Source organism: Hyphomicrobium sp. MC8b (assembly GCF_905067615.1).
Classification (GTDB): domain Bacteria; phylum Pseudomonadota; class Alphaproteobacteria; order Rhizobiales; family Hyphomicrobiaceae; genus Hyphomicrobium_B.
This window is the reverse complement of record NZ_LR898465.1, coordinates 148,679-166,031: the sequence shown is the minus strand read 5'-3', so window position 1 is coordinate 166,031 and position 17,353 is coordinate 148,679. Positions and strand designations below refer to the sequence as shown.

Annotated in this window: 19 protein-coding genes; 7 read left to right on the top strand and 12 right to left on the bottom strand. The window is 59.9% G+C overall.

Annotated elements, in window-relative coordinates; all coding sequences use genetic code 11:
- Positions 1-99 precede the first annotated feature (99 nt).
- The 4 genes from ACLB1Z_RS00890 to gluQRS form a co-directional block, all read right to left on the bottom strand.
- Entirely contained in the window at positions 100-483 is a 384-nt protein-coding gene (locus ACLB1Z_RS00890; protein ID WP_409561626.1) for a YraN family protein, read from the bottom strand.
- Positions 480-1,427 carry a 16S rRNA (cytidine(1402)-2'-O)-methyltransferase gene (rsmI, locus tag ACLB1Z_RS00885; protein ID WP_409561625.1) on the bottom strand — a complete coding sequence of 316 codons (948 nt, stop codon included), beginning with the start codon at positions 1,425-1,427 and terminating at the stop codon, positions 480-482. Before rsmI ends, ACLB1Z_RS00890 begins: the two co-directional genes overlap by 4 nt.
- A gap of 88 nt (positions 1,428-1,515) precedes the next feature.
- Positions 1,516-1,917 (bottom strand): hypothetical protein, encoded by a 402-nt coding sequence (locus tag ACLB1Z_RS00880; protein WP_409561624.1) that lies wholly within the window; start codon positions 1,915-1,917, stop codon positions 1,516-1,518.
- Between the two features lie 274 nt (positions 1,918-2,191).
- Entirely contained in the window at positions 2,192-3,055 is an 864-nt protein-coding gene (gluQRS, locus tag ACLB1Z_RS00875; RefSeq protein WP_409561623.1) for a tRNA glutamyl-Q(34) synthetase GluQRS, read from the bottom strand.
- 525 nt (positions 3,056-3,580) lie between these two features.
- Between gluQRS and ACLB1Z_RS00870 the strand changes: the two genes are divergently transcribed.
- Positions 3,581-4,276, top strand: a complete 696-nt coding sequence (locus ACLB1Z_RS00870) for a DNA-3-methyladenine glycosylase family protein (RefSeq protein WP_409561622.1) — start codon at positions 3,581-3,583, stop codon at positions 4,274-4,276.
- A 133-nt stretch (positions 4,277-4,409) separates the two neighbouring features.
- The gene (locus tag ACLB1Z_RS00865) at positions 4,410-4,970 is read left to right on the top strand and encodes an HNH endonuclease (RefSeq protein ID WP_409561621.1); all 561 of its coding nucleotides are present in this window, start codon (positions 4,410-4,412) and stop codon (positions 4,968-4,970) included.
- Between the two features lie 68 nt (positions 4,971-5,038).
- Here ACLB1Z_RS00865 and ACLB1Z_RS00860 read toward each other — a convergent pair whose 3' ends face one another.
- The 8 genes from ACLB1Z_RS00860 to rph all read right to left on the bottom strand — a co-directional run bounded on the left by ACLB1Z_RS00860 (position 5,039) and on the right by rph (position 11,055).
- Entirely contained in the window at positions 5,039-5,257 is a 219-nt protein-coding gene (locus ACLB1Z_RS00860) for a hypothetical protein (RefSeq protein ID WP_409561620.1), read from the bottom strand.
- Between the two features lie 912 nt (positions 5,258-6,169).
- Complete coding sequence (locus ACLB1Z_RS00855; RefSeq protein WP_409561619.1) at positions 6,170-6,694, bottom strand: disulfide bond formation protein B; 525 nt, start codon at positions 6,692-6,694, stop codon at positions 6,170-6,172.
- Between the two features lie 14 nt (positions 6,695-6,708).
- On the bottom strand, positions 6,709-7,290 hold the full coding sequence (locus ACLB1Z_RS00850) for a YqaA family protein (protein WP_409561618.1): 582 nt from the start codon (positions 7,288-7,290) through the stop codon (positions 6,709-6,711).
- A 9-nt stretch (positions 7,291-7,299) separates the two neighbouring features.
- Entirely contained in the window at positions 7,300-8,607 is a 1,308-nt protein-coding gene (gene hemW, locus ACLB1Z_RS00845) for a radical SAM family heme chaperone HemW (RefSeq protein ID WP_409561617.1), read from the bottom strand.
- Positions 8,600-9,478: an RdgB/HAM1 family non-canonical purine NTP pyrophosphatase gene (gene rdgB / locus ACLB1Z_RS00840; protein WP_409561616.1), complete on the bottom strand. Its 879-nt coding sequence runs from the start codon at positions 9,476-9,478 to the stop codon at positions 8,600-8,602. Before rdgB ends, hemW begins: the two co-directional genes overlap by 8 nt.
- Positions 9,475-9,909 (bottom strand): VOC family protein, encoded by a 435-nt coding sequence (locus ACLB1Z_RS00835; RefSeq protein ID WP_409561615.1) that lies wholly within the window; start codon positions 9,907-9,909, stop codon positions 9,475-9,477. The genes rdgB and ACLB1Z_RS00835 overlap by 4 nt, the downstream gene beginning before the upstream one ends.
- Positions 9,894-10,319, bottom strand: a complete 426-nt coding sequence (locus ACLB1Z_RS00830) for a DUF1772 domain-containing protein (RefSeq protein ID WP_409561614.1) — start codon at positions 10,317-10,319, stop codon at positions 9,894-9,896. The genes ACLB1Z_RS00835 and ACLB1Z_RS00830 overlap by 16 nt, the downstream gene beginning before the upstream one ends.
- Before the next feature lie 22 nt (positions 10,320-10,341).
- Positions 10,342-11,055, bottom strand: coding sequence for a ribonuclease PH (gene rph / locus ACLB1Z_RS00825; RefSeq protein WP_409561613.1), 714 nt, complete (start codon positions 11,053-11,055; stop codon positions 10,342-10,344).
- A 173-nt stretch (positions 11,056-11,228) separates the two neighbouring features.
- On the opposite strand from rph, the gene hrcA reads away from it, so the two are divergent.
- The 5 genes from hrcA (at position 11,229) to ACLB1Z_RS00800 (ending at position 17,349) form a co-directional block, all read left to right on the top strand.
- On the top strand, positions 11,229-12,299 hold the full coding sequence (gene hrcA, locus ACLB1Z_RS00820) for a heat-inducible transcriptional repressor HrcA (protein ID WP_409561612.1): 1,071 nt from the start codon (positions 11,229-11,231) through the stop codon (positions 12,297-12,299).
- Positions 12,300-12,422: 123 nt separating this feature from the next.
- A complete protein-coding gene (gene grpE, locus ACLB1Z_RS00815) occupies positions 12,423-13,064 on the top strand; it encodes a nucleotide exchange factor GrpE (protein WP_013950299.1) in 642 nt (213 codons plus the stop codon).
- Between the two features lie 340 nt (positions 13,065-13,404).
- A complete protein-coding gene (gene dnaK, locus ACLB1Z_RS00810; protein WP_024275018.1) occupies positions 13,405-15,333 on the top strand; it encodes a molecular chaperone DnaK in 1,929 nt (642 codons plus the stop codon).
- A gap of 155 nt (positions 15,334-15,488) precedes the next feature.
- Entirely contained in the window at positions 15,489-16,637 is a 1,149-nt protein-coding gene (gene dnaJ / locus ACLB1Z_RS00805) for a molecular chaperone DnaJ (protein ID WP_013950296.1), read from the top strand.
- A 112-nt stretch (positions 16,638-16,749) separates the two neighbouring features.
- On the top strand, positions 16,750-17,349 hold the full coding sequence (locus ACLB1Z_RS00800) for an NADPH-dependent FMN reductase (protein ID WP_409561611.1): 600 nt from the start codon (positions 16,750-16,752) through the stop codon (positions 17,347-17,349).
- The last annotated feature ends 4 nt before the right edge of the window (positions 17,350-17,353 follow it).

Genomic DNA, 17,353 nt, shown 5'->3' with positions numbered 1-17,353 from the left:
AGCGCAAATCTATCGCGCTCGCGCGTTCCTAGACGATGACGGTCCCTGCACTTCACGTTCAATCACTCAAAGACCCGCTTTGGCGGGTCTTTTTTTGTCTCAAAGCGCATCCCGCATGATGATCGGAAAGCGCCACGGCAAGACAAACACCAAATCGAAACCGACATCGAATTCGCGATATTGCGGGTTCCGCGCCAGCCACAGATCGGCAGCACGGCGCACGCGGCGGCGCATCGTCAGGGTAATCGCGTCTTCGGCATCTTCGGTCGTTTGCCGCCGTTTGACCTCGATGAAAGCCACCCGGTTCTTCCTGATCGCGATCAGGTCGATCTCCCCGACCGGGGTCTTGAACCGGCGCCCCAAAATGCGATGCCCGGTGGCCATATAGACCACTGCGACGATCGTCTCTGCCCTGACACCACTATGGTGCCGCCGCTTGCGCTCAAGCCGCTGCCGGAGCTCATCATTGACGTTCGAACTCATCGTCCCACGTCCTTCGCCTTTAGTTCGTCTTTTGCCTTGATCCCAAGCCCATAAACGCGCGCTTTCGGAACCCCAAATTCGTCGGCCAGGGCTTTGGCGGCATCCTTGAGGCTCATAACCTCAAGAGCCCCCGCCAGCCGCGCCGTCAACGTCTCGTCACTGACGGCCTGAGCCTGCTCCGGCCCAACGACAATGACAACCTCGCCCTTAAGGCCTTCCATTGGAGTTGCTTCGGCAAGCTCCGCCAGGGTGCCGCGACGAACATCCTCGTGTAGCTTCGTCAGTTCGCGGGCGATGACGGCGTCCCGGCTACCGAGCAAACGCGCCATATCCGGAATCGTCTCCGCGACACGGTGAGGCGCTTCATAAAAGACGAGACTGCCAGGAATGGCCGATAATTCCGCAAGCCGCGCCCGCCGGGCCGCCTGCTTCGGCGGCAAAAAGCCCGCGAAGAAGAACGCATCCGTCGGCAGACCGCTGGTTGTCAGCGCTGGCAGCAGTGCCGACGCGCCGGGAATAGCGACGACTGGAATGTCCTCCGCCGCCGCAGCGCGCACAAGTTTGAATCCCGGATCAGAAAGCAGAGGCGTCCCGGCGTCCGATATGATCGCAATGCGCTTATCGGCTTTGAGTTCGTCGATAACGCGCGCGCTTTCGCGCTCTTCATTATGGTCGTGAAATGGCCGCGTCCGCGTGGCAATGCCATAATGCTGCAAAAGCTTCGCGGAATGGCGCGTATCTTCGCAATAAATGATATCGGCCCGCGCCAGCACCGACAGTGCGCGCAGCGTGATATCCCCGAGATTGCCAATCGGCGTCGCGACCAGATAAAGCCCGGCCGCCAATGGCTCCGACAAAAGCCCCGCAATCACGCCCTGCGCACGCGCCGCCGGTCCGAGAGTTGGCGTCGCTATGGCGGAATGAGAGGAACGATCGTCGGCCACGGAGAAAGTCTCGATCCTGTAATGCGGGCAGTTGCACTACCCATATCAACCCAGGACGAATGCCGAAAGCCGTCTTGCCTTAAAGCATTTAAGCAGCGATTGCGCCGCCGATCGGCCGCAGCGCCGGCATCGGCGCCACACCCAGCACATGCACCGTCGCGCGACGGCGGACCCGATCGCCCATATCCATGACGGACGACAATTCATCGATCAAAGACGACAAGGCATATTGCGCCAGATCGATCTGCTGGGTTGCAGAGACATGGCAGCGTGTCGCCGTTTCGGCTTGCTGCACCGCCCCGACCACGATGTCGGACAGCCGGCTCCATTGGTCGGCAAGCGACAGCCGGCGCGGCTCGACCGGCCTTCGAATTTCAACCGTTTCCGGAACGTCGGCAAAGGCCCAGATGACGAATTGACGGACGATTGCAAGTCCGCGCGCAATTGCGGCGGATAATCTGGCACCGACAATTTTCGATATTTCTGCCATAAATGCGAGAATCCGGTGGATAGATTAGAGAACGATTAAAATTGACGTGATTTGGCCAAAGTTACAAGGAGGGGCCAATTTGCTTTTCAAATATTTTTGAATCTTAAGAGTAATAAGGGAAATATCGCGCACGAATCCGGCGCGGAATGCGACCGGGAAACGCGGCAATGAAATATGGCACCGACGCCGAATCAAAAAAGTTGGCGCCTTAGGGAATTTAATTCCGCCCCGCGCCTCGCCATATCGCAATGGCCACAAAAACGTTCCGGCGCGATCAGACTTCGAAGATGACCCGCCGGATATCGTCCGCTGTCGCCCCTTCGTCGCGCAGCACCCGGAGCCCCATATCCTGATTGGACTTCGAAAGCTTTTGTCCGTTGGCCCATCGGATCACCCGATGATGCGAATAGACCGGCTGCGGCAGATCCAATAACTCTTGCAGCAGACGCTGCAGATCTGTCGCCGCCAGCAAATCCTGTCCGCGCGTAACATGCGTCACGCCTTGCCGCGCATCGTCGACGACGACAGAAAGATGATAGCTCGCAGGCACTTCCTTACGCACGATCACGGCATCGCCCCAGCGCGCCGGATCGGCCACAACAGTCCTCTGCGAACCGTCATCCCCAATCTCGACGAACGTCAACGGCTCATCGCCGCGTTTCGATTTCAGAACCTGCAACGCGCCTTCCATGTTGAGACGAAGCGCCGGCGTCTCTCCTGCAGCCATCCGCTCACCAACTATTTCGGCGGAAGCGCCACGCCAAATTCCTGGATAAAGCGGAGCGCCATCAGGATCGGTTTTTGTCGGATCCGCCGCAACGACAATTTCCTTGCGCGTTGCAAAGCACGGATAGAGCAAACCCATCGCGATCAGCCGCTCTGCAGCCGCGAGATATTCAGCGAAATGCTCCGACTGTACCAGCACCGGCTCTTCCCACGTCAGTCCGAGCCAATTGAGATCTTCAAAGATGGCCGTGATGAATTCAGGCCGCCTCCGTTCGACATCGATATCCTCAATGCGTAGCAGAAAGCGTCCGCCGTTCCGGCGTGCTGTATCGTGCGCAATAATCGCGGAGAGTGCGTGCCCGATGTGCAAGAGCCCGTTGGGCGACGGCGCGAAGCGCGTAACAGAATCCATCACGCGCTTTGGCTCGCAAAACGCGCGTCACCGACGCAATGACCGGCCTTCCACTCAGCAGACTGATAAATCATGACCTCAACTACGACCCAAGCTGTTGAACTTATCCGCGAATGCAACGCCTAGCATGCCAAGGCAATTTCACCGGCACACGATCTGAATGCACCGAAAAGCCGACCGGAGATCAGGGAAGTTTTGAAAATCTTCGATAGTCGGATGGTCGCCTTTTGCGGAAAGATCGGCATGCTTGCAATTGCCATGCACGTCTTACGTCGGCGCCATACTCATTGATCTGAGATGCCTCCGTGTGTCATTCCAAAACTTGTCGAACCTCGCCATGGCGAAAGCGTGACGCCTCAGAATCGCATTGCCGCACTGTCTGAAATCAGCAAAGCGATAAAGAGCGCCGCCAATAGAATTCCAGCAATCCGTGTCATTTTCCACGTCCTCTTTTCGCCGGCTCCGCATTGCGCGATAAGATCGCCCGCGAATTGAATGAGGCAAATCCTTCCCGGAACAACGCGTTTGACCCCTCGCCACCATGCGACCGTAACGACCGAACGCCAGCTCAAGGCAGCGGCGATTATGCTCGCCGCTCAATGCAAGGTCATGTCGCGCATATTGAAACGCACCGGCCTTCCACCGCCACGGGATTTTCCCGCCGATTTCTCCGGACTGGCAAAAATCGTCGTCGGGCAACAGCTTTCAACCCAGAGCGCCGCTGCCATCTGGACACGCGTCGCGGAAGCGCTTTTCCCGTTCACGCCTGATGCAATCCAGGCGGCGAGCGACAGCGATCTGAAACGGCTCGGACTTTCGGACGGCAAGATCCGCACGCTGCGCGCCCTGACGCGCGCTGTCCTCGACGAAGGCCTCGACTTCGAAGCCCTCAACGCCGCCAATGATCTCGTCATCGTCGAACGTTTGACCGCAATCCATGGCATCGGCCCCTGGACCGCCGACATCTATATTCTTTTTGCTTTGGGCCGCCGTGATGCATTCGCGCCGGGCGATCTCGCCTTGCAGCTCGCCGCGCAACACCACTTCAAGCTTGAAAATCGCCCCACGGCCGAGGAACTGGAACGAATCGCCGAGCGCTGGCGCCCCGCACGCGCTGTCGCCGCCAGGCTGTTATGGGCCGATTACGCCTTTGCGCGCCGCGCTCTCCTGGGGAAAGCCCAACAGACGATCAGGACAAAAACAAATAAATTACTGAAATAGAACGAAAAAATCATTTCCGCGACAGATGGGCTCGAATGCTTCACAGAACTGATACGCGCGGCTAGTATCCCGGCGTCCGAGTGGGGCCAAGACGCGATTCGACGGATCGAAAAACCGCGAGGTTTGCGCGACTGTGAATGCTCACGTGACAATACCGGACAATTGTCCGGCTCTTGTGCTGAACGCCGACTTCCGGCCGCTCAGTTACTACCCGCTGTCCTTGTGGAGCTGGCAGGACACGGTGAAGGCGGTCTTTTTGGACCGCGTAAATATCGTCTCGGAATACGAACGCTATGTCCGAAGCCCGTCATTCGAGCTGAAGCTGCCGAGTGTCGTTTCGCTGAAGACCTACGTGAAGCCGGCGCTTTATCCGGCATTCACGCGTTTCAATGTTTTCCTGCGCGATCGCTTCACCTGCCAGTACTGCGGCGACAGGAATGATCTGACGTTCGATCATCTCATTCCGCGCTCGCGTGGCGGTCAGACGCGATGGGACAACGTCGTCACCGCTTGCGCACCCTGCAATTTGAAGAAAGGCGGATTGATGCCGCGCGCTGCAGGCATGTTCCCAGCGCATGAGCCATATCGGCCAACCGTCTTCGAACTGCATCGCAACGGCCGGCTTTTTCCGCCGAACTATCTGCACGAAAGCTGGCTCGACTATCTCTACTGGGATACCGAACTCGAGCCGTAGCCGCGCACTCTATTCAATGGCCGGGCAAAACCCGGCCATCATCTTCCGAGCGCAGCAAGGGCCTGATCTTAAGCAGCCCGCGCCATCGGATGCGCACACAGCTCGGACGCAACGAGATCGACCACGCGCTCCCAGTCTGCGCCTTCCTCGCGCTTTAGGCCGAACGCGACCAGAGCGTCGCGAGGCGCACCGCCATCGCGAAAGATTCTGGCGCACTGCTCGCGGCTCACTGCGACGGCCTGATGCCACTGAATGGGGCTGACGTGTTCCGGAACCGAGGGGGTCATTGTCTTCGCACTCCGCTAAACCGAAAATCGTGGAACGATTCCCGAAGCTTCTGAGTTTCAAACGATGGCGGCAGACACACAGAGCGCTGTGACATCACTACGCGAGACCGTGTCACATGATGTCTCGATTGAGGGCTAACTCCAATCACGCTCCGTGCGTCTGCCAGCTCGTTGGAAAGCCAGCGCTCTCCGAAATCCTTTTTCCCAACTCTTAAAACTCGACGCATACGCGACCGGATACTCAACGCTCGACTTAGGGGTTCACTGCGCCTTTGCGAGAGCCGCAGCGACCATGGCGTTTCGCACCACATCGCCCGCGACGTCTCCAACTGGACGCCATCCCCAATCGGGTGAACGCGCACTTGCCTCAAAACCGTTGGAGGTCCGCTCCGGGAAAGAGCGATCTCCGTGAGGAGTGCGGGCGAACCGCGAGGACATACGCTTTGACGAGTTTGTCGAAGCAGTTCGCCTAAATTTTGCAAACGTCTCGGACAGAACGTCTTTCGGGCTCGGTCCGTACACAGACACCACGCTACGCAACGAACGCCTACGAAACGCAACAACGCCACTCGTACTCAAAGATGGTGCGGACTGGGCCTCGGACAATGGATTGCTGTCACTCGTCCCAAGCATTGCACTCGACAAACTCAACGCAGACGCCACCACGAACGCTCCCAACGCTGGTACGATATCCACACAATCCACATGGGCCGGCTCGGGTTTCGTTCCGTGCCCCGCGAACGAAGCAAGAATAGCCGTCACATTCGGGCAACGCGAAGGCGCGATCACGGCTTACCGGTGATATTCACCGCGACATTGCCTTGACAGTATTAGGCCAGCAACAAAATCAACGTTTTCATGGATTTTGAGAATTGTGGACAAGCGTCAGAACATTGGGAACGCTGCCGCGCCTCAGATGTTACGGCGCGCCCAAGCCGCCGAAGCCGCACCGAACGCAACCACCATCAGCAGCACCGAAGCGACGACGTTCCAGCCAGCAAAAGAGATGCCGAGGAAGCGCAACGCCGCTTCATCGCACTTGATGACTTTGATGTGCTCGATGTCGTTCAGAAGATTTCCGGCGGACGACGTGAGGGATTCCCCGCCGCCGCAGGCGCTCGGGCCAGGCCAGAACTTCCACTCCGCTCCGGCGTGATAGATGCCAAGCCCCGTATTCGCCAGAAACGCCAAAGCGACCAACACGAAGAGCAGCGAGGCCATCCGCCGATAGCCGCCCGCCGTCAGCACCAACGCGATGAAAAGAACCGGAATTCCCGCGTAATAGGCGTAGCGTTCGATCAGGCACAGCATACACGGCACGTAGCCGCCAATGTATTGAAACCCGAGCGCCGTCAGGATCGTCGCAATCGCTCCAAATAGCGCCAGCGCGCCGAGCTGATAATCCGCACCCCGACCCGACCGTTCTGCAAACGCCATGGCTTCAACCCAACTTAGAAGATGTATTTGACGGCCACGAACCCGCCGACCAGCAGCACGAGAAACACCGTCATCACCATTCCGAGCCGCTTCTCGATAAAGGCACGGATTGGCTCGCCGAAGAAATATAGGAGGCCAGCGACCAGATAGAAACGCATCGCGCGGGCGATGATACTCGCACCGAGAAAGGCCCAGATGTTCATCTGACCAACGCCGGCCGCAATCGTCACAACTTTGTAAGGGATCGGCGTCGCGCCCTTGATGATGACCGCTTCGACACCGTACTCCTGCACAAATGCCATGAAGCTATCGAGCGCATGCTCGCGGCCGTAGAACTTCAGGATGGGCAGTCCGACCGCCTCAAAGAAATAGTACCCGATGGCGTACCCGAGAATGCCGCCGATTACGGAGGCGACGGTCGCCACCGTCGCATACCACCACGCTTTCCGCCGGTTGCTCAGGACCATCGGGATCAGCATGATGTCGGGCGGTATCGGAAAAAACGAACTCTCGGCGAACGAAACGGCGGCGAGCGCCCACGGCGCCCGTTTACTGGCCGCCATTCGCATCGTCCAATCGTAAAGTCCCCTCAGCATGAGCGCTGCTTAAACGGCGCTTCTGAGCTTGTCCATGCGGTCCGTCAGCTGAAAGCTGTTTGAGAGTTTGGCGACGACGGCGTTAAGCACGAGCCGGCCATGCGGCGTCACCCGGATGCGCACGCCAGACAGCGGTTGCGTCTCGGGAGCAAGTCCTGGACTTGAGCACATGACGATCTCGTCAAGCTCATTCCGCCGCCAGTCGCCACCGGCCGGGGAGGCGCGCAAGGACGCAGGCAGCGTCTCCAGAAGCCCGAGTTCCGCCAGTTCGTCGATTGTTGCTTGGCTGGGGCGCACCCCCCCGATCTTAGCAAGCTGCGCCAGATCGACCCCTTCGGAAAGCCGCAGACCCATCAGCAGCATCTCGTCCGCCTGCTCGGCGTCAGACAATGCGATCCGCTCAATGAAACCATGACCGTTGCCTTCGACGTTTTCGACCCACGCCTCAGGATTGCGCTCGGCAATCGTCGCTTCACGCCGGCCATCGACCACAATCCGGCCATGCGCCCCCGGCCCGATCCCTGCATACTCGCCGTAGCGCCAATAAAGGAGATTGTGCCGGCTTTCCGACCCGTCGCGCGCGTAGTTTGAAACCTCATAAGCCGCGAGCCCGCGTGCCGCCGTCATCTCCTCGGTGATCTCGTAAAGCGCCCCTGCATCGTAGTCGTCCGGAATGACGAGCTTACCGGCAGCGTGAAGTGCGGCGTAAGGCGTATCGGGCTCGATGGTCAGCTGATAAAGCGATAGGTGATCGCCTGCCAGCTCGAGCGCCTCGCCAAGCTCGCGACGCCATGCGTCTGCGGTCTGACCGGGACGTACATAAATCAGATCGAACGAAAACCGCTCGAACGTGCCGCGCGCTACATCGAGCGCCGCCTTGGCTTCCGCCACGCTGTGAATGCGCCCAAGCTTGCGCAGTTCGTCATCTCGCAGCGATTGCACGCCGATCGAAACGCGGTTGATGCCCGCGTCGCGAAAACCGCGAAAGCGCGCGGCTTCCACGCTGCCCGGATTGGCCTCAAGCGTGATCTCGGCGTTGTCCGCAATGCCCCAGCGTTTCGCAATGTGATCGAGGATGCCCGCAACCGTCTCGGGCTGCATCAGCGATGGCGTGCCGCCGCCGAAGAACACGCTCATCGCAACGCGTGCTCCGATGCGATCCGCCACCCAGTCGATCTCGCGCTTATAGGCCGAAAGAAACCGCGACTCGTCCCAGCCTTTATGGCGAACGTGACTGTTGAAGTCGCAGTACGGACACTTCTGCGCGCAGAACGGCCAGTGCACGTAGACGCCGAATGTCGTGTCGCGATCAGTCATCGCTCGCAGCCAGCATTGCTTTTGTGATTTGCCGCCACGCCGGTTCATCCTTCGAAGGCGCACGCTCTAACTCTCGGGCAAGTGCACCAAGAAACCTTTCGAGCGTCGTGTTGTTCCATTCGGCGCCGTGCGTGACGAGATCGTCTTTCAAACGTGCAACGAACGCCGCAGCCTCGACCCGCGTCGAAAGACTCGCGGCTGCCGCTGCAAACGCATCGACGTCGCGGCCCCTACGCACCTTCGCGGCGGTCGGCGCAATACCATCGAGCATCGCCGCCTTGAAGGCCGCAAAGGCCCGTGTCCGATGCGAAATCGCATACTTCTCTTTCGGCTCCATCTCGCCGAACGTGCGGGTGTCGCCGTCCGGCACGAACATCGGATCGTAGCCGAAGCCGTTGCCGCCACGTGCCGGCCAGACAAGATGGCCAAACACCTTGCCCTCGAATAGCTCCACCTCGCCGCCTGGCCACGCAAGACACAAGACCGAAATGAAATTGGCGCGCGGGCCTTCAGCCGTCCAGCCGTGACACGCGCTGATCTCGTCTGCGACTTTCTTCATAGCGACGCCGAAGTCTTTTGCCGGACCGGCCCAGCGCGCCGAATAGATCCCCGGCGCGCCATCCAGGCATTCGACTTCAAGTCCGGAGTCATCGGCAAGCGCCAGCAACCCAGAACCCTCAGCCGCTGCGACAGCCTTCAGCCGCGCGTTGCCAGCAAACGTCGTCTCCGTCTCTTCGGGTTCCGAAAGCCCAAGCTCGCCCGCCGAAACGGCATCGAGTCCATAAGGCTGGATGAGTTGATTGATCTCCCAGACCTTGCCAGGGTTGTGGCTCGCCACGACGAGCTTCATGCCCTTCGAAAGAGTCTTCATTGCAGTCCCCAGATGCGCGGCTCGGCAAATTCGAGGCAATTGCCCGCCGGATCGCGAAAGTAGATTGAGCGGCCGCCGCGCGGCCATTCGAGTTCGGCTTCGATCGGAATATGGAGGCTCTCAAGTCGATGCCTCCAACGCACGAGGTCGTCGCGCGTGGCTCGAAAGCAGACATGCCCCTCGCCACGCATGCCGTGAGGCGGCACTGGCAGCGCATCGTGCGCGGGCGGAATACGCGATGTCTCCGGATTGAAGATTAAAAGCATCTGCGTACCTAGTCGGTAAAAGAGGTGGCGGCCGGCAACGGCTTGAAATGGTCGAATGCCAAAGACCCGACGATAAAAGTCTTCAATCGGCACGAGATCCCGCGCGTAAAGCACCGTTTCGAGCACACCAGGCAGTGCCGGCGGTATGTTTAAATCGACGCCCATAGGAAAAGCCCCAGGCTGAAGGCGCCAAGCACGCTGCGCACGCCGTGCAGCATGCCCCAGCGCTCGATCAGCGCCCGTGTCTCTTCGTTGGCCCGTTCGAACGGGGTCTCTTCAAGGATCTTATTGACCGGCATGATCGCGAAGATCGTAAACGGCCAATTGGCGAGTAGCGCCGCGCCACCGGCAAGCCAGATCACCTTGCCGGTGACCAGCCACTCGAGCGTTCCCAGAATGAAGCCGATGACGGCAAGCGACGCCTGCATCTGGAATCCGCGCCGGTAGGCGGGTTTCCATTCCGCAAGCATCGCAGCATCGTCGAGAGAAAGCCGCGCCGGTTGCTCTGCCCAGTTGATATAGATCGCCGCGCCGGTGAACAGCGCCGCGACCGTCAGGGCAAAAGGTCCGAACATGGCCTCGCTCCGTTGTCTGGTCTTAAGCGACCGTCAGCTTCTGCAGCTGAACGAGTTCGCCGATCCCCTTCTTGGCGAGCCCCATCAGCTCGGTGAACTTGTCTTCTGTGAAGGGCGTCGTCTCGGCCGTGCCTTGGATTTCGACGATGCCACCCGAACCGGTCATCACGAAATTGGAATCGGCATCCGCGTTGCTGTCCTCGGCATAGTCGAGATCGAGCACCGGCTCACCTTTATAGAGACCGCACGACACGGCAGCCACGTGATCGCGCAGCACGGCATCCTTCACCATGTCGCGCATTTTCATCCACTGGATGCAATCGTGCAGAGCCACCCACGCGCCGGTGATCGACGCCGTGCGCGTGCCGCCATCGGCCTGGATGACGTCGCAGTCGACCGTGATCTGCCGTTCGCCAAGCTTCGTCAGATCGACGACCGCACGAAGCGCCCGGCCGACGAGACGCTGAATTTCTTGCGTCCGCCCTGACGGATGGCCGCTCGTCACCTCGCGCCGCGTCCGGTCGTGCGTCGACCGCGGCAGCATCGAGTATTCGGCCGTCACCCAGCCGCGGCCCTGACCCTTCAGCCACTGCGGGAGGCGCTCTTCCAAGCTCGCCGTGCAAAGAACATGGGTGTCGCCGAATTTGATGAGGCAGGAGCCTTCGGCATATTTGGAAACGGCCCGCTCGATTGAAACACGGCGCAACTCGTCTGGCTTGCGTTTGGAAGGTCGCATGAGTTCCCTGAATTGTTGGTATTGCGGCCGCGACCCTAATGAAGGCCCCCCCAGCCTTCAACCGGAAACCTTATCGGTTGAAAGAAGGGTGCAGATACCCAGAAAACACCGCAGGATTTGACGTAGGCCCCTGTCATTCATAGATTTTGACGGTGAACACGGAAGATCAAATCGTGGCAGCACCCATCCTGGACGGCAAAACGCAGCTGCAAAAGCTTAACGAGCGCTCGCGGACGATCCTGCGGCGCATCGTCGAAAGCTATCTGGCGACGGGTGAGCCGGTTGGCTCTCGCAATCTGTCACGCGCCTTGCCGATCGCGCTCTCGCCAGCCTCGATCCGCAACGTCATGTCGGACTTGGAGCAGCTCGGCCTCATTATCGCGCCGCACACGTCTGCGGGGCGCCTGCCCACCCAGCTCGGCCTGCGTCTGTTCGTTGACGGCCTTCTTGAAGTCGGCGACATCACCCCGGACGAGCGCCGTCAGATCGAAGCCCAGATCGCCGTCCGCCGCGAAAAATCGGTCGATCAGCTTTTGAGCGAAGCGGGCGAACTGATGTCCGGTCTGTCCCACTGCGCGGGCGTCGTCCTCGCCGAAAAACAGGTCGCCCGCCTGCGCCACATCGAATTCGTGCCGCTCGAACCCGGACGCGGCCTCGTCATCCTGGTCGATGAAGACCAGAACGTTGAGAACCGCATCATCAACCTTCCCGATGGCTTGCCGCCGTCTGCCTTGCAGGAAGCTTCCAACTATCTCAACACCCACTTGCGCGGCCTGACGCTCGCCGAAGCCAGGGCAGAACTCGAAAAGTCGTTGAACGCCGCCAAGGCAGAACTCGACGTATTGACCCAAAAGGTCATCAAGGCCGGGCTCGCCGAATGGTCAGGTGTCGCCGATGATCGCAAGAGCCTCATCGTCCGCGGTCAGAGTAACCTCCTAAAAGACGTGACCGCCGCCGAAGACCTGGAACGCATCCGCCAGCTCTTTGACGCCTTCGAATCCAAGCAGGACATCGTCGAGCTGCTCGGCGCCTCCGAAACGGCCGAAGGCGTCCGCATTTTCATTGGCTCGGAAAACAAGCTGTTTTCGCTTTCGGGCTCATCGTTGATTGTTGCCCCATTTCGGGATGAGACCCGCCACGTCGTCGGCGTGCTAGGCGTTATCGGCCCGACGCGGCTCAATTATGCCCGCATCATCCCGATGGTGGATTATACAGCCAAGCTGATGAGCCGCTTGATGGGCTGAGGCATCGAGACCTATTTGACCCGCTTCTGACGCACCCCAACTTGAACTGCCTTGATTTTTACGGCCTAGCGGCCGATACCCCGGCACCGGAATTTTTGCAGTGCTATTCCAGCGAAGAGAAAAATGAGCGACGACAAAAAGCCCATAGACGAGACCGTGCAACCGTCCGCGGCAACGCCCCCCGAAATGGGAGATGTGAGCGTCGAGCAGCTCAAGGCGATGATCGCCGCCCTTCAGGCCGATCTCGAAAAGAAGTCCGCCGAAGCTGCTGCCAAGCAGGATCAGTACCTGCGCGCCGTTGCTGAAACGGAGAACGTCCGCCGCCGCCTCGAAAAGGAAAAGGAAGAGACGGCGAAGTATGCGATCACCAAGTTTGCCAAGGATATCTTGACAGTCGGCGACAACTTCCAGCGCGCTATCGCCGCCGTGCCGAAGGATGCCGTCGAGAGCGATCCGGCCCTGAAAACCTTGCTCGATGGGGTCATTCTCGCCGAGCGTGATTATAAGACGGCCCTTGAGCGTCACGGTGTCCGCGCCATCGACCCGGCCGGCCAGCCCTTCAATCCGCACCACCACCAAGCCGTGATGGAGCAGGAGAACGCAAACGTCCCAGCTGGCACCGTGCTGCAGGTCTATCAGGTCGGTTACATGATCGATGACCGCAACCTGCGGCCGGCGATGGTCGTCGTCTCCCGCGGCGGCCCGAAAGTCGCCAAGGCTGACGATGCTGCCCCTGCCTCGTCGGAGCCGCCCGCCGATGCTTGATGCGGCTGCGACGTCGCGACCAGCGTCGCAACAGAACAAACGTTGAGCGAAATCAAGGCGCCTCCTCCTCTCCAGGGATGCGCTTCAACCGCAGAAAAAAGCTTGCAAACTGAAGCATTGCGTCACGGCGGGTAGTTCCGTTTTGACGCAATCAAAAGGCGATAAAGTTGATCTATGGAGGGGATAAGAAGCGTTGCACGCTGAAATCAGGCCCCTATATAACCGTCGGTCACACAATTGAAATCCTGGGGACCGGTGCCTCTGACCTCTCGTTGGGGAGCACGTTGGATGCCAATAGAGGGTCCACCCGGTCTGCCGCAACTGAGAAGGATTGATGCGAATGGCAAAAGTAATCGGTATTGACCTCGGCACGACCAACTCGTGCGTCGCCGTCATGGATGGCGGCAAACCGAAAGTCCTTGAGAACTCCGAAGGCGCCAATACCACCCCGTCCATTGTTGCATTTACCGCCGACGACGAACGTCTCGTCGGTCTGCCAGCCAAGCGCCAGGCAGTCACGAACCCCACCAACACCTTTTTCGCGATCAAGCGCCTGATCGGCCGCCGCTACGACGATCCCGAGGTCACGAAGGACCAGAAGCTCGTTCCGTACAAAATCGTGAAGGGCACCAACGGCGACGCCTGGGTCGAAAGCCACGGCAAGCAGTATTCCCCGCAGCAGATCTCGGCTTTCATCCTTCAGAAGATGAAAGAAACCGCCGAAGCCAAGCTCGGCGAGAAGGTCACGCAGGCGGTCATCACCGTTCCCGCTTACTTCAACGACGCCCAGCGCCAGGCAACGAAAGACGCCGGCAAGATCGCGGGCCTTGAAGTTCTGCGCATCATCAACGAGCCGACGGCAGCCGCGCTCGCCTACGGCCTCGACAAAAAGACGGACGCCAAGACGATCGCGGTCTACGACCTCGGCGGCGGCACCTTCGACGTGTCCATTCTCGAAATCGGCGACGGTGTCTTTGAAGTGAAGTCGACGAACGGCGACACGCACTTGGGCGGCGAAGACTTCGACATGGTGCTCGTCACCTATCTCGCCGACGAGTTCAAGAAAGAGCAGGGCATTGACCTGCGCTCCGATAAGCTCGCCCTTCAGCGTCTGAAGGAAGCCGCCGAAAAGGCCAAGATCGAGCTGTCGAGCGCCCCTTCGACCGAAGTCAACCTGCCGTTCATCACGGCCGACGCGACCGGTCCGAAGCATCTCACGATGAAGCTGACGCGCGCCAAGCTCGAAAGCCTCGTCGATGGCCTCATCAACCGGACCAAGGGTCCGTGCGAAAAGGCTCTGAAGGATGCTGGCCTCAAGGCTGCCGAGATCGACGAAGTCGTTCTCGTCGGCGGCATGACGCGTATGCCGAAGGTCCAGGAAGTCGTGAAGCAGCTCTTCGGCAAAGAGCCGCACAAGGGCGTCAACCCGGATGAAGTCGTCGCCGTCGGCGCCGCGATCCAGGGTGGCGTTCTGCAGGGCGAGGTCAAGGACGTCCTGCTGCTCGACGTCACGCCGCTGTCGCTCGGCATCGAAACGCTGGGTGGCGTCTTCACCCGTCTGATCGATCGCAACACGACGATCCCGACGAAGAAGAGCCAGACTTTCTCGACCGCCGAAGACAGCCAGAACGCTGTCACCATCCGCGTCTTCCAGGGTGAGCGTGAAATGGCGGCCGACAACAAGATGCTCGGCCAGTTCGACCTCGTCGGCATCCCACCGGCGCCGCGCGGCGTCCCGCAGATCGAAGTCACTTTCGATATCGACGCCAACGGCATCGTCCACGTTTCGGCGAAGGACAAGGCGACCGGCAAGGAACAGTCGATCCGCATCCAGGCCTCCGGTGGCCTCTCGGACGCCGACATCGACAAGATGGTCAAGGACGCCGAAGTCCACGCGGCCGAAGACAAGAAGCGTCGCGAGGTCGTCGAGCTTCGCAACCAGACCGAAGCCCTCGTCCACGGCACCGAGAAATCGCTCGCCGAGAACGAGTCGATCCCGGCCGTCGCCGCGATCAAGGGCGAAGTCGAAGCTGCGATCACTGCCGCCAAGGAAGCCATCGCCGGCGAAGATGCCGATGCGATCCGCTCGGCTTCGACCGCGTTGACCCAGGTCGCCATGAAGATCGGCGAAGCCGTCTACACGGCCAAAGGTGGCGCTGAAGGCATGGAAGGCGGCCCGGAAGCGTCGGCTGAAAAATCTGCCAGCGGCGACGACGTCGTCGATGCGGATTTTGAAGAAGTCAAAGACGACAAGAAGAAATCGGCTTAAAAGTCGAACTTAGATTCGCCCTTGGGTTGTCGCAGCGTTCTCAATTTTGGACGCTGCGCCCGGCCTGAGGGCGAAAAGTTAATATAACCGCTTGTTATTGCTGCGACTTCATCGACCAGCAACTTGCCAATCAATAGGTCATAGAACAGCGCACCATGGCTAAGCGCGATTATTACGAAGTTCTGACCGTCAAGCGGTCCGCTACCGAAATCGAGATCAAATCCGCCTATCGGTCTCTCGCCAAGGAATATCACCCCGACCGCAATGCGGGCGACAAAGAAGCCGAGCGCCGCTTCAAGGAAGTCAACGAAGCCTACGAAGTTCTGAAAGACCCTCAGAAGCGCGCCGCTTATGACCAGTTCGGCCACGCCGCTTTCGACGGCGGCATGGGCGGTCGCGGCGGCCCCGGCTTCGGACCGGATTTCGCCTCTTCGATGTCGGACATCTTCGACGATCTGTTCGGCGAATTCATGGGTGGACGACGCGGCACCCAGGGCCGCTCGCGCACAGCTCGCGAAGCAGGCGCCGACCTGCGCTACAATCTCGAAATCACGCTGTCGGAAGCCTACACCGGCAAGACCGCGCAGATCCGCGTTCCCGCCAGCGTCAAATGCGAAACCTGCTCCGGCACCGGCGCAAAACCCGGCACCAAGGCGAAGACCTGCACCACCTGCGGCGGCATGGGCAAAGTCCGCGCCAGCCAGGGCTTCTTCACGATTGAGCGCACCTGCCCACACTGCCAGGGCCGCGGCGAGATGATCGACGATCCGTGCGTCGACTGCGCCGGTTCCGGCCGCGTCCAGAAAGAACGCACGCTCTCGGTCAACATCCCAGCGGGCGTCGAAGACGGCACGCGCATTCGGCTTGCGGGCGAAGGCGAAGCCGGTCTGCGCGGCGGCGCGCCCGGCGACCTTTACATCTTCCTCTCAATCAAGCCGCACGAATTCTTCCAGCGCGATGGCGCCGACATTTTCTGCAAGGTGCCGATCTCGATGACGACCGCTGCTCTCGGCGGCCAGATCGACGTGCCAACACTCGAAGGCACGACGACGCGGGTGAAAATCCCCGAGGGCACCGAAAGCCGCAAGCAGTTCCGTCTGCGCGGTAAGGGTATGCCCGTGCTCCGCGCTAAGGTCTCGGGCGACATGTATATCGAGGTCGATGTCGAAACGCCCAAGAACCTCACGCGTAAGCAGCGCGAACTGCTCGAAGAGTTCGAGCGAGCAAGTCATAAGGAAACGAGCCCGGAAAGCGCCGGTTTCTTTTCGCGCGTGAAAGAATTCTTCGAAGGCAAGAGCGGCTGATTCATTGTCGCTCCTGCTCGCGTTCAAGCCTTCTGCGCAGCCTTGCCAACGGTGCGAAAGCCGCTAGGGTCCGGCTCACAAAGCGCTCTCATTATCCGGACCTTCGACCCAAATGACCGACGCCCCCGCGCCCGATCCGCGCCTTCTGTTCTTCGCAGGCAGCGCCCGCCAAGCCTCGTTCAATAAGCGCGTGGCGAAACTCGGCGCCGTGATTGCCGAAGCCAATAGTATCCCCGCGACGTTCGTCGATCTCTCCGACTACCCGATGCCGATCTATGACGGCGATCTGGAAGCCGCGTCCGGCCAGCCGGAAAATGCGCACAAGCTCAAGAACCTGATGATGGCCCACACCGGCGTTTTCATTATGAGTCCCGAATACAACGCGTCCTTCACGCCGCTCTTGAAAAACACGCTCGACTGGGTCAGCCATATCCGCGACGACGGCGAGAGTCCGCTCGAAGTGTTCCGCACACGCGTCTTCGCTCTTGGCGCAGCCTCGAACGGCGGCACCGGCGGTCTGCGCGGCCTCTCGCAACTGCGCCTGATGCTGGAATTGGGAACCGGCGCGCTCGTTCTACCGAACCAGTTCCTTCTTCCACGCGCCGCCGATGCTTTCGACGAGCACGGCCACCTGAAAAACAAAGAGCAGACCGAACAGTTCAAGACCGTCATTCAGCGGCTCGCACGCGCCGCCCGCGTGCTGCACGGCTAGAGGA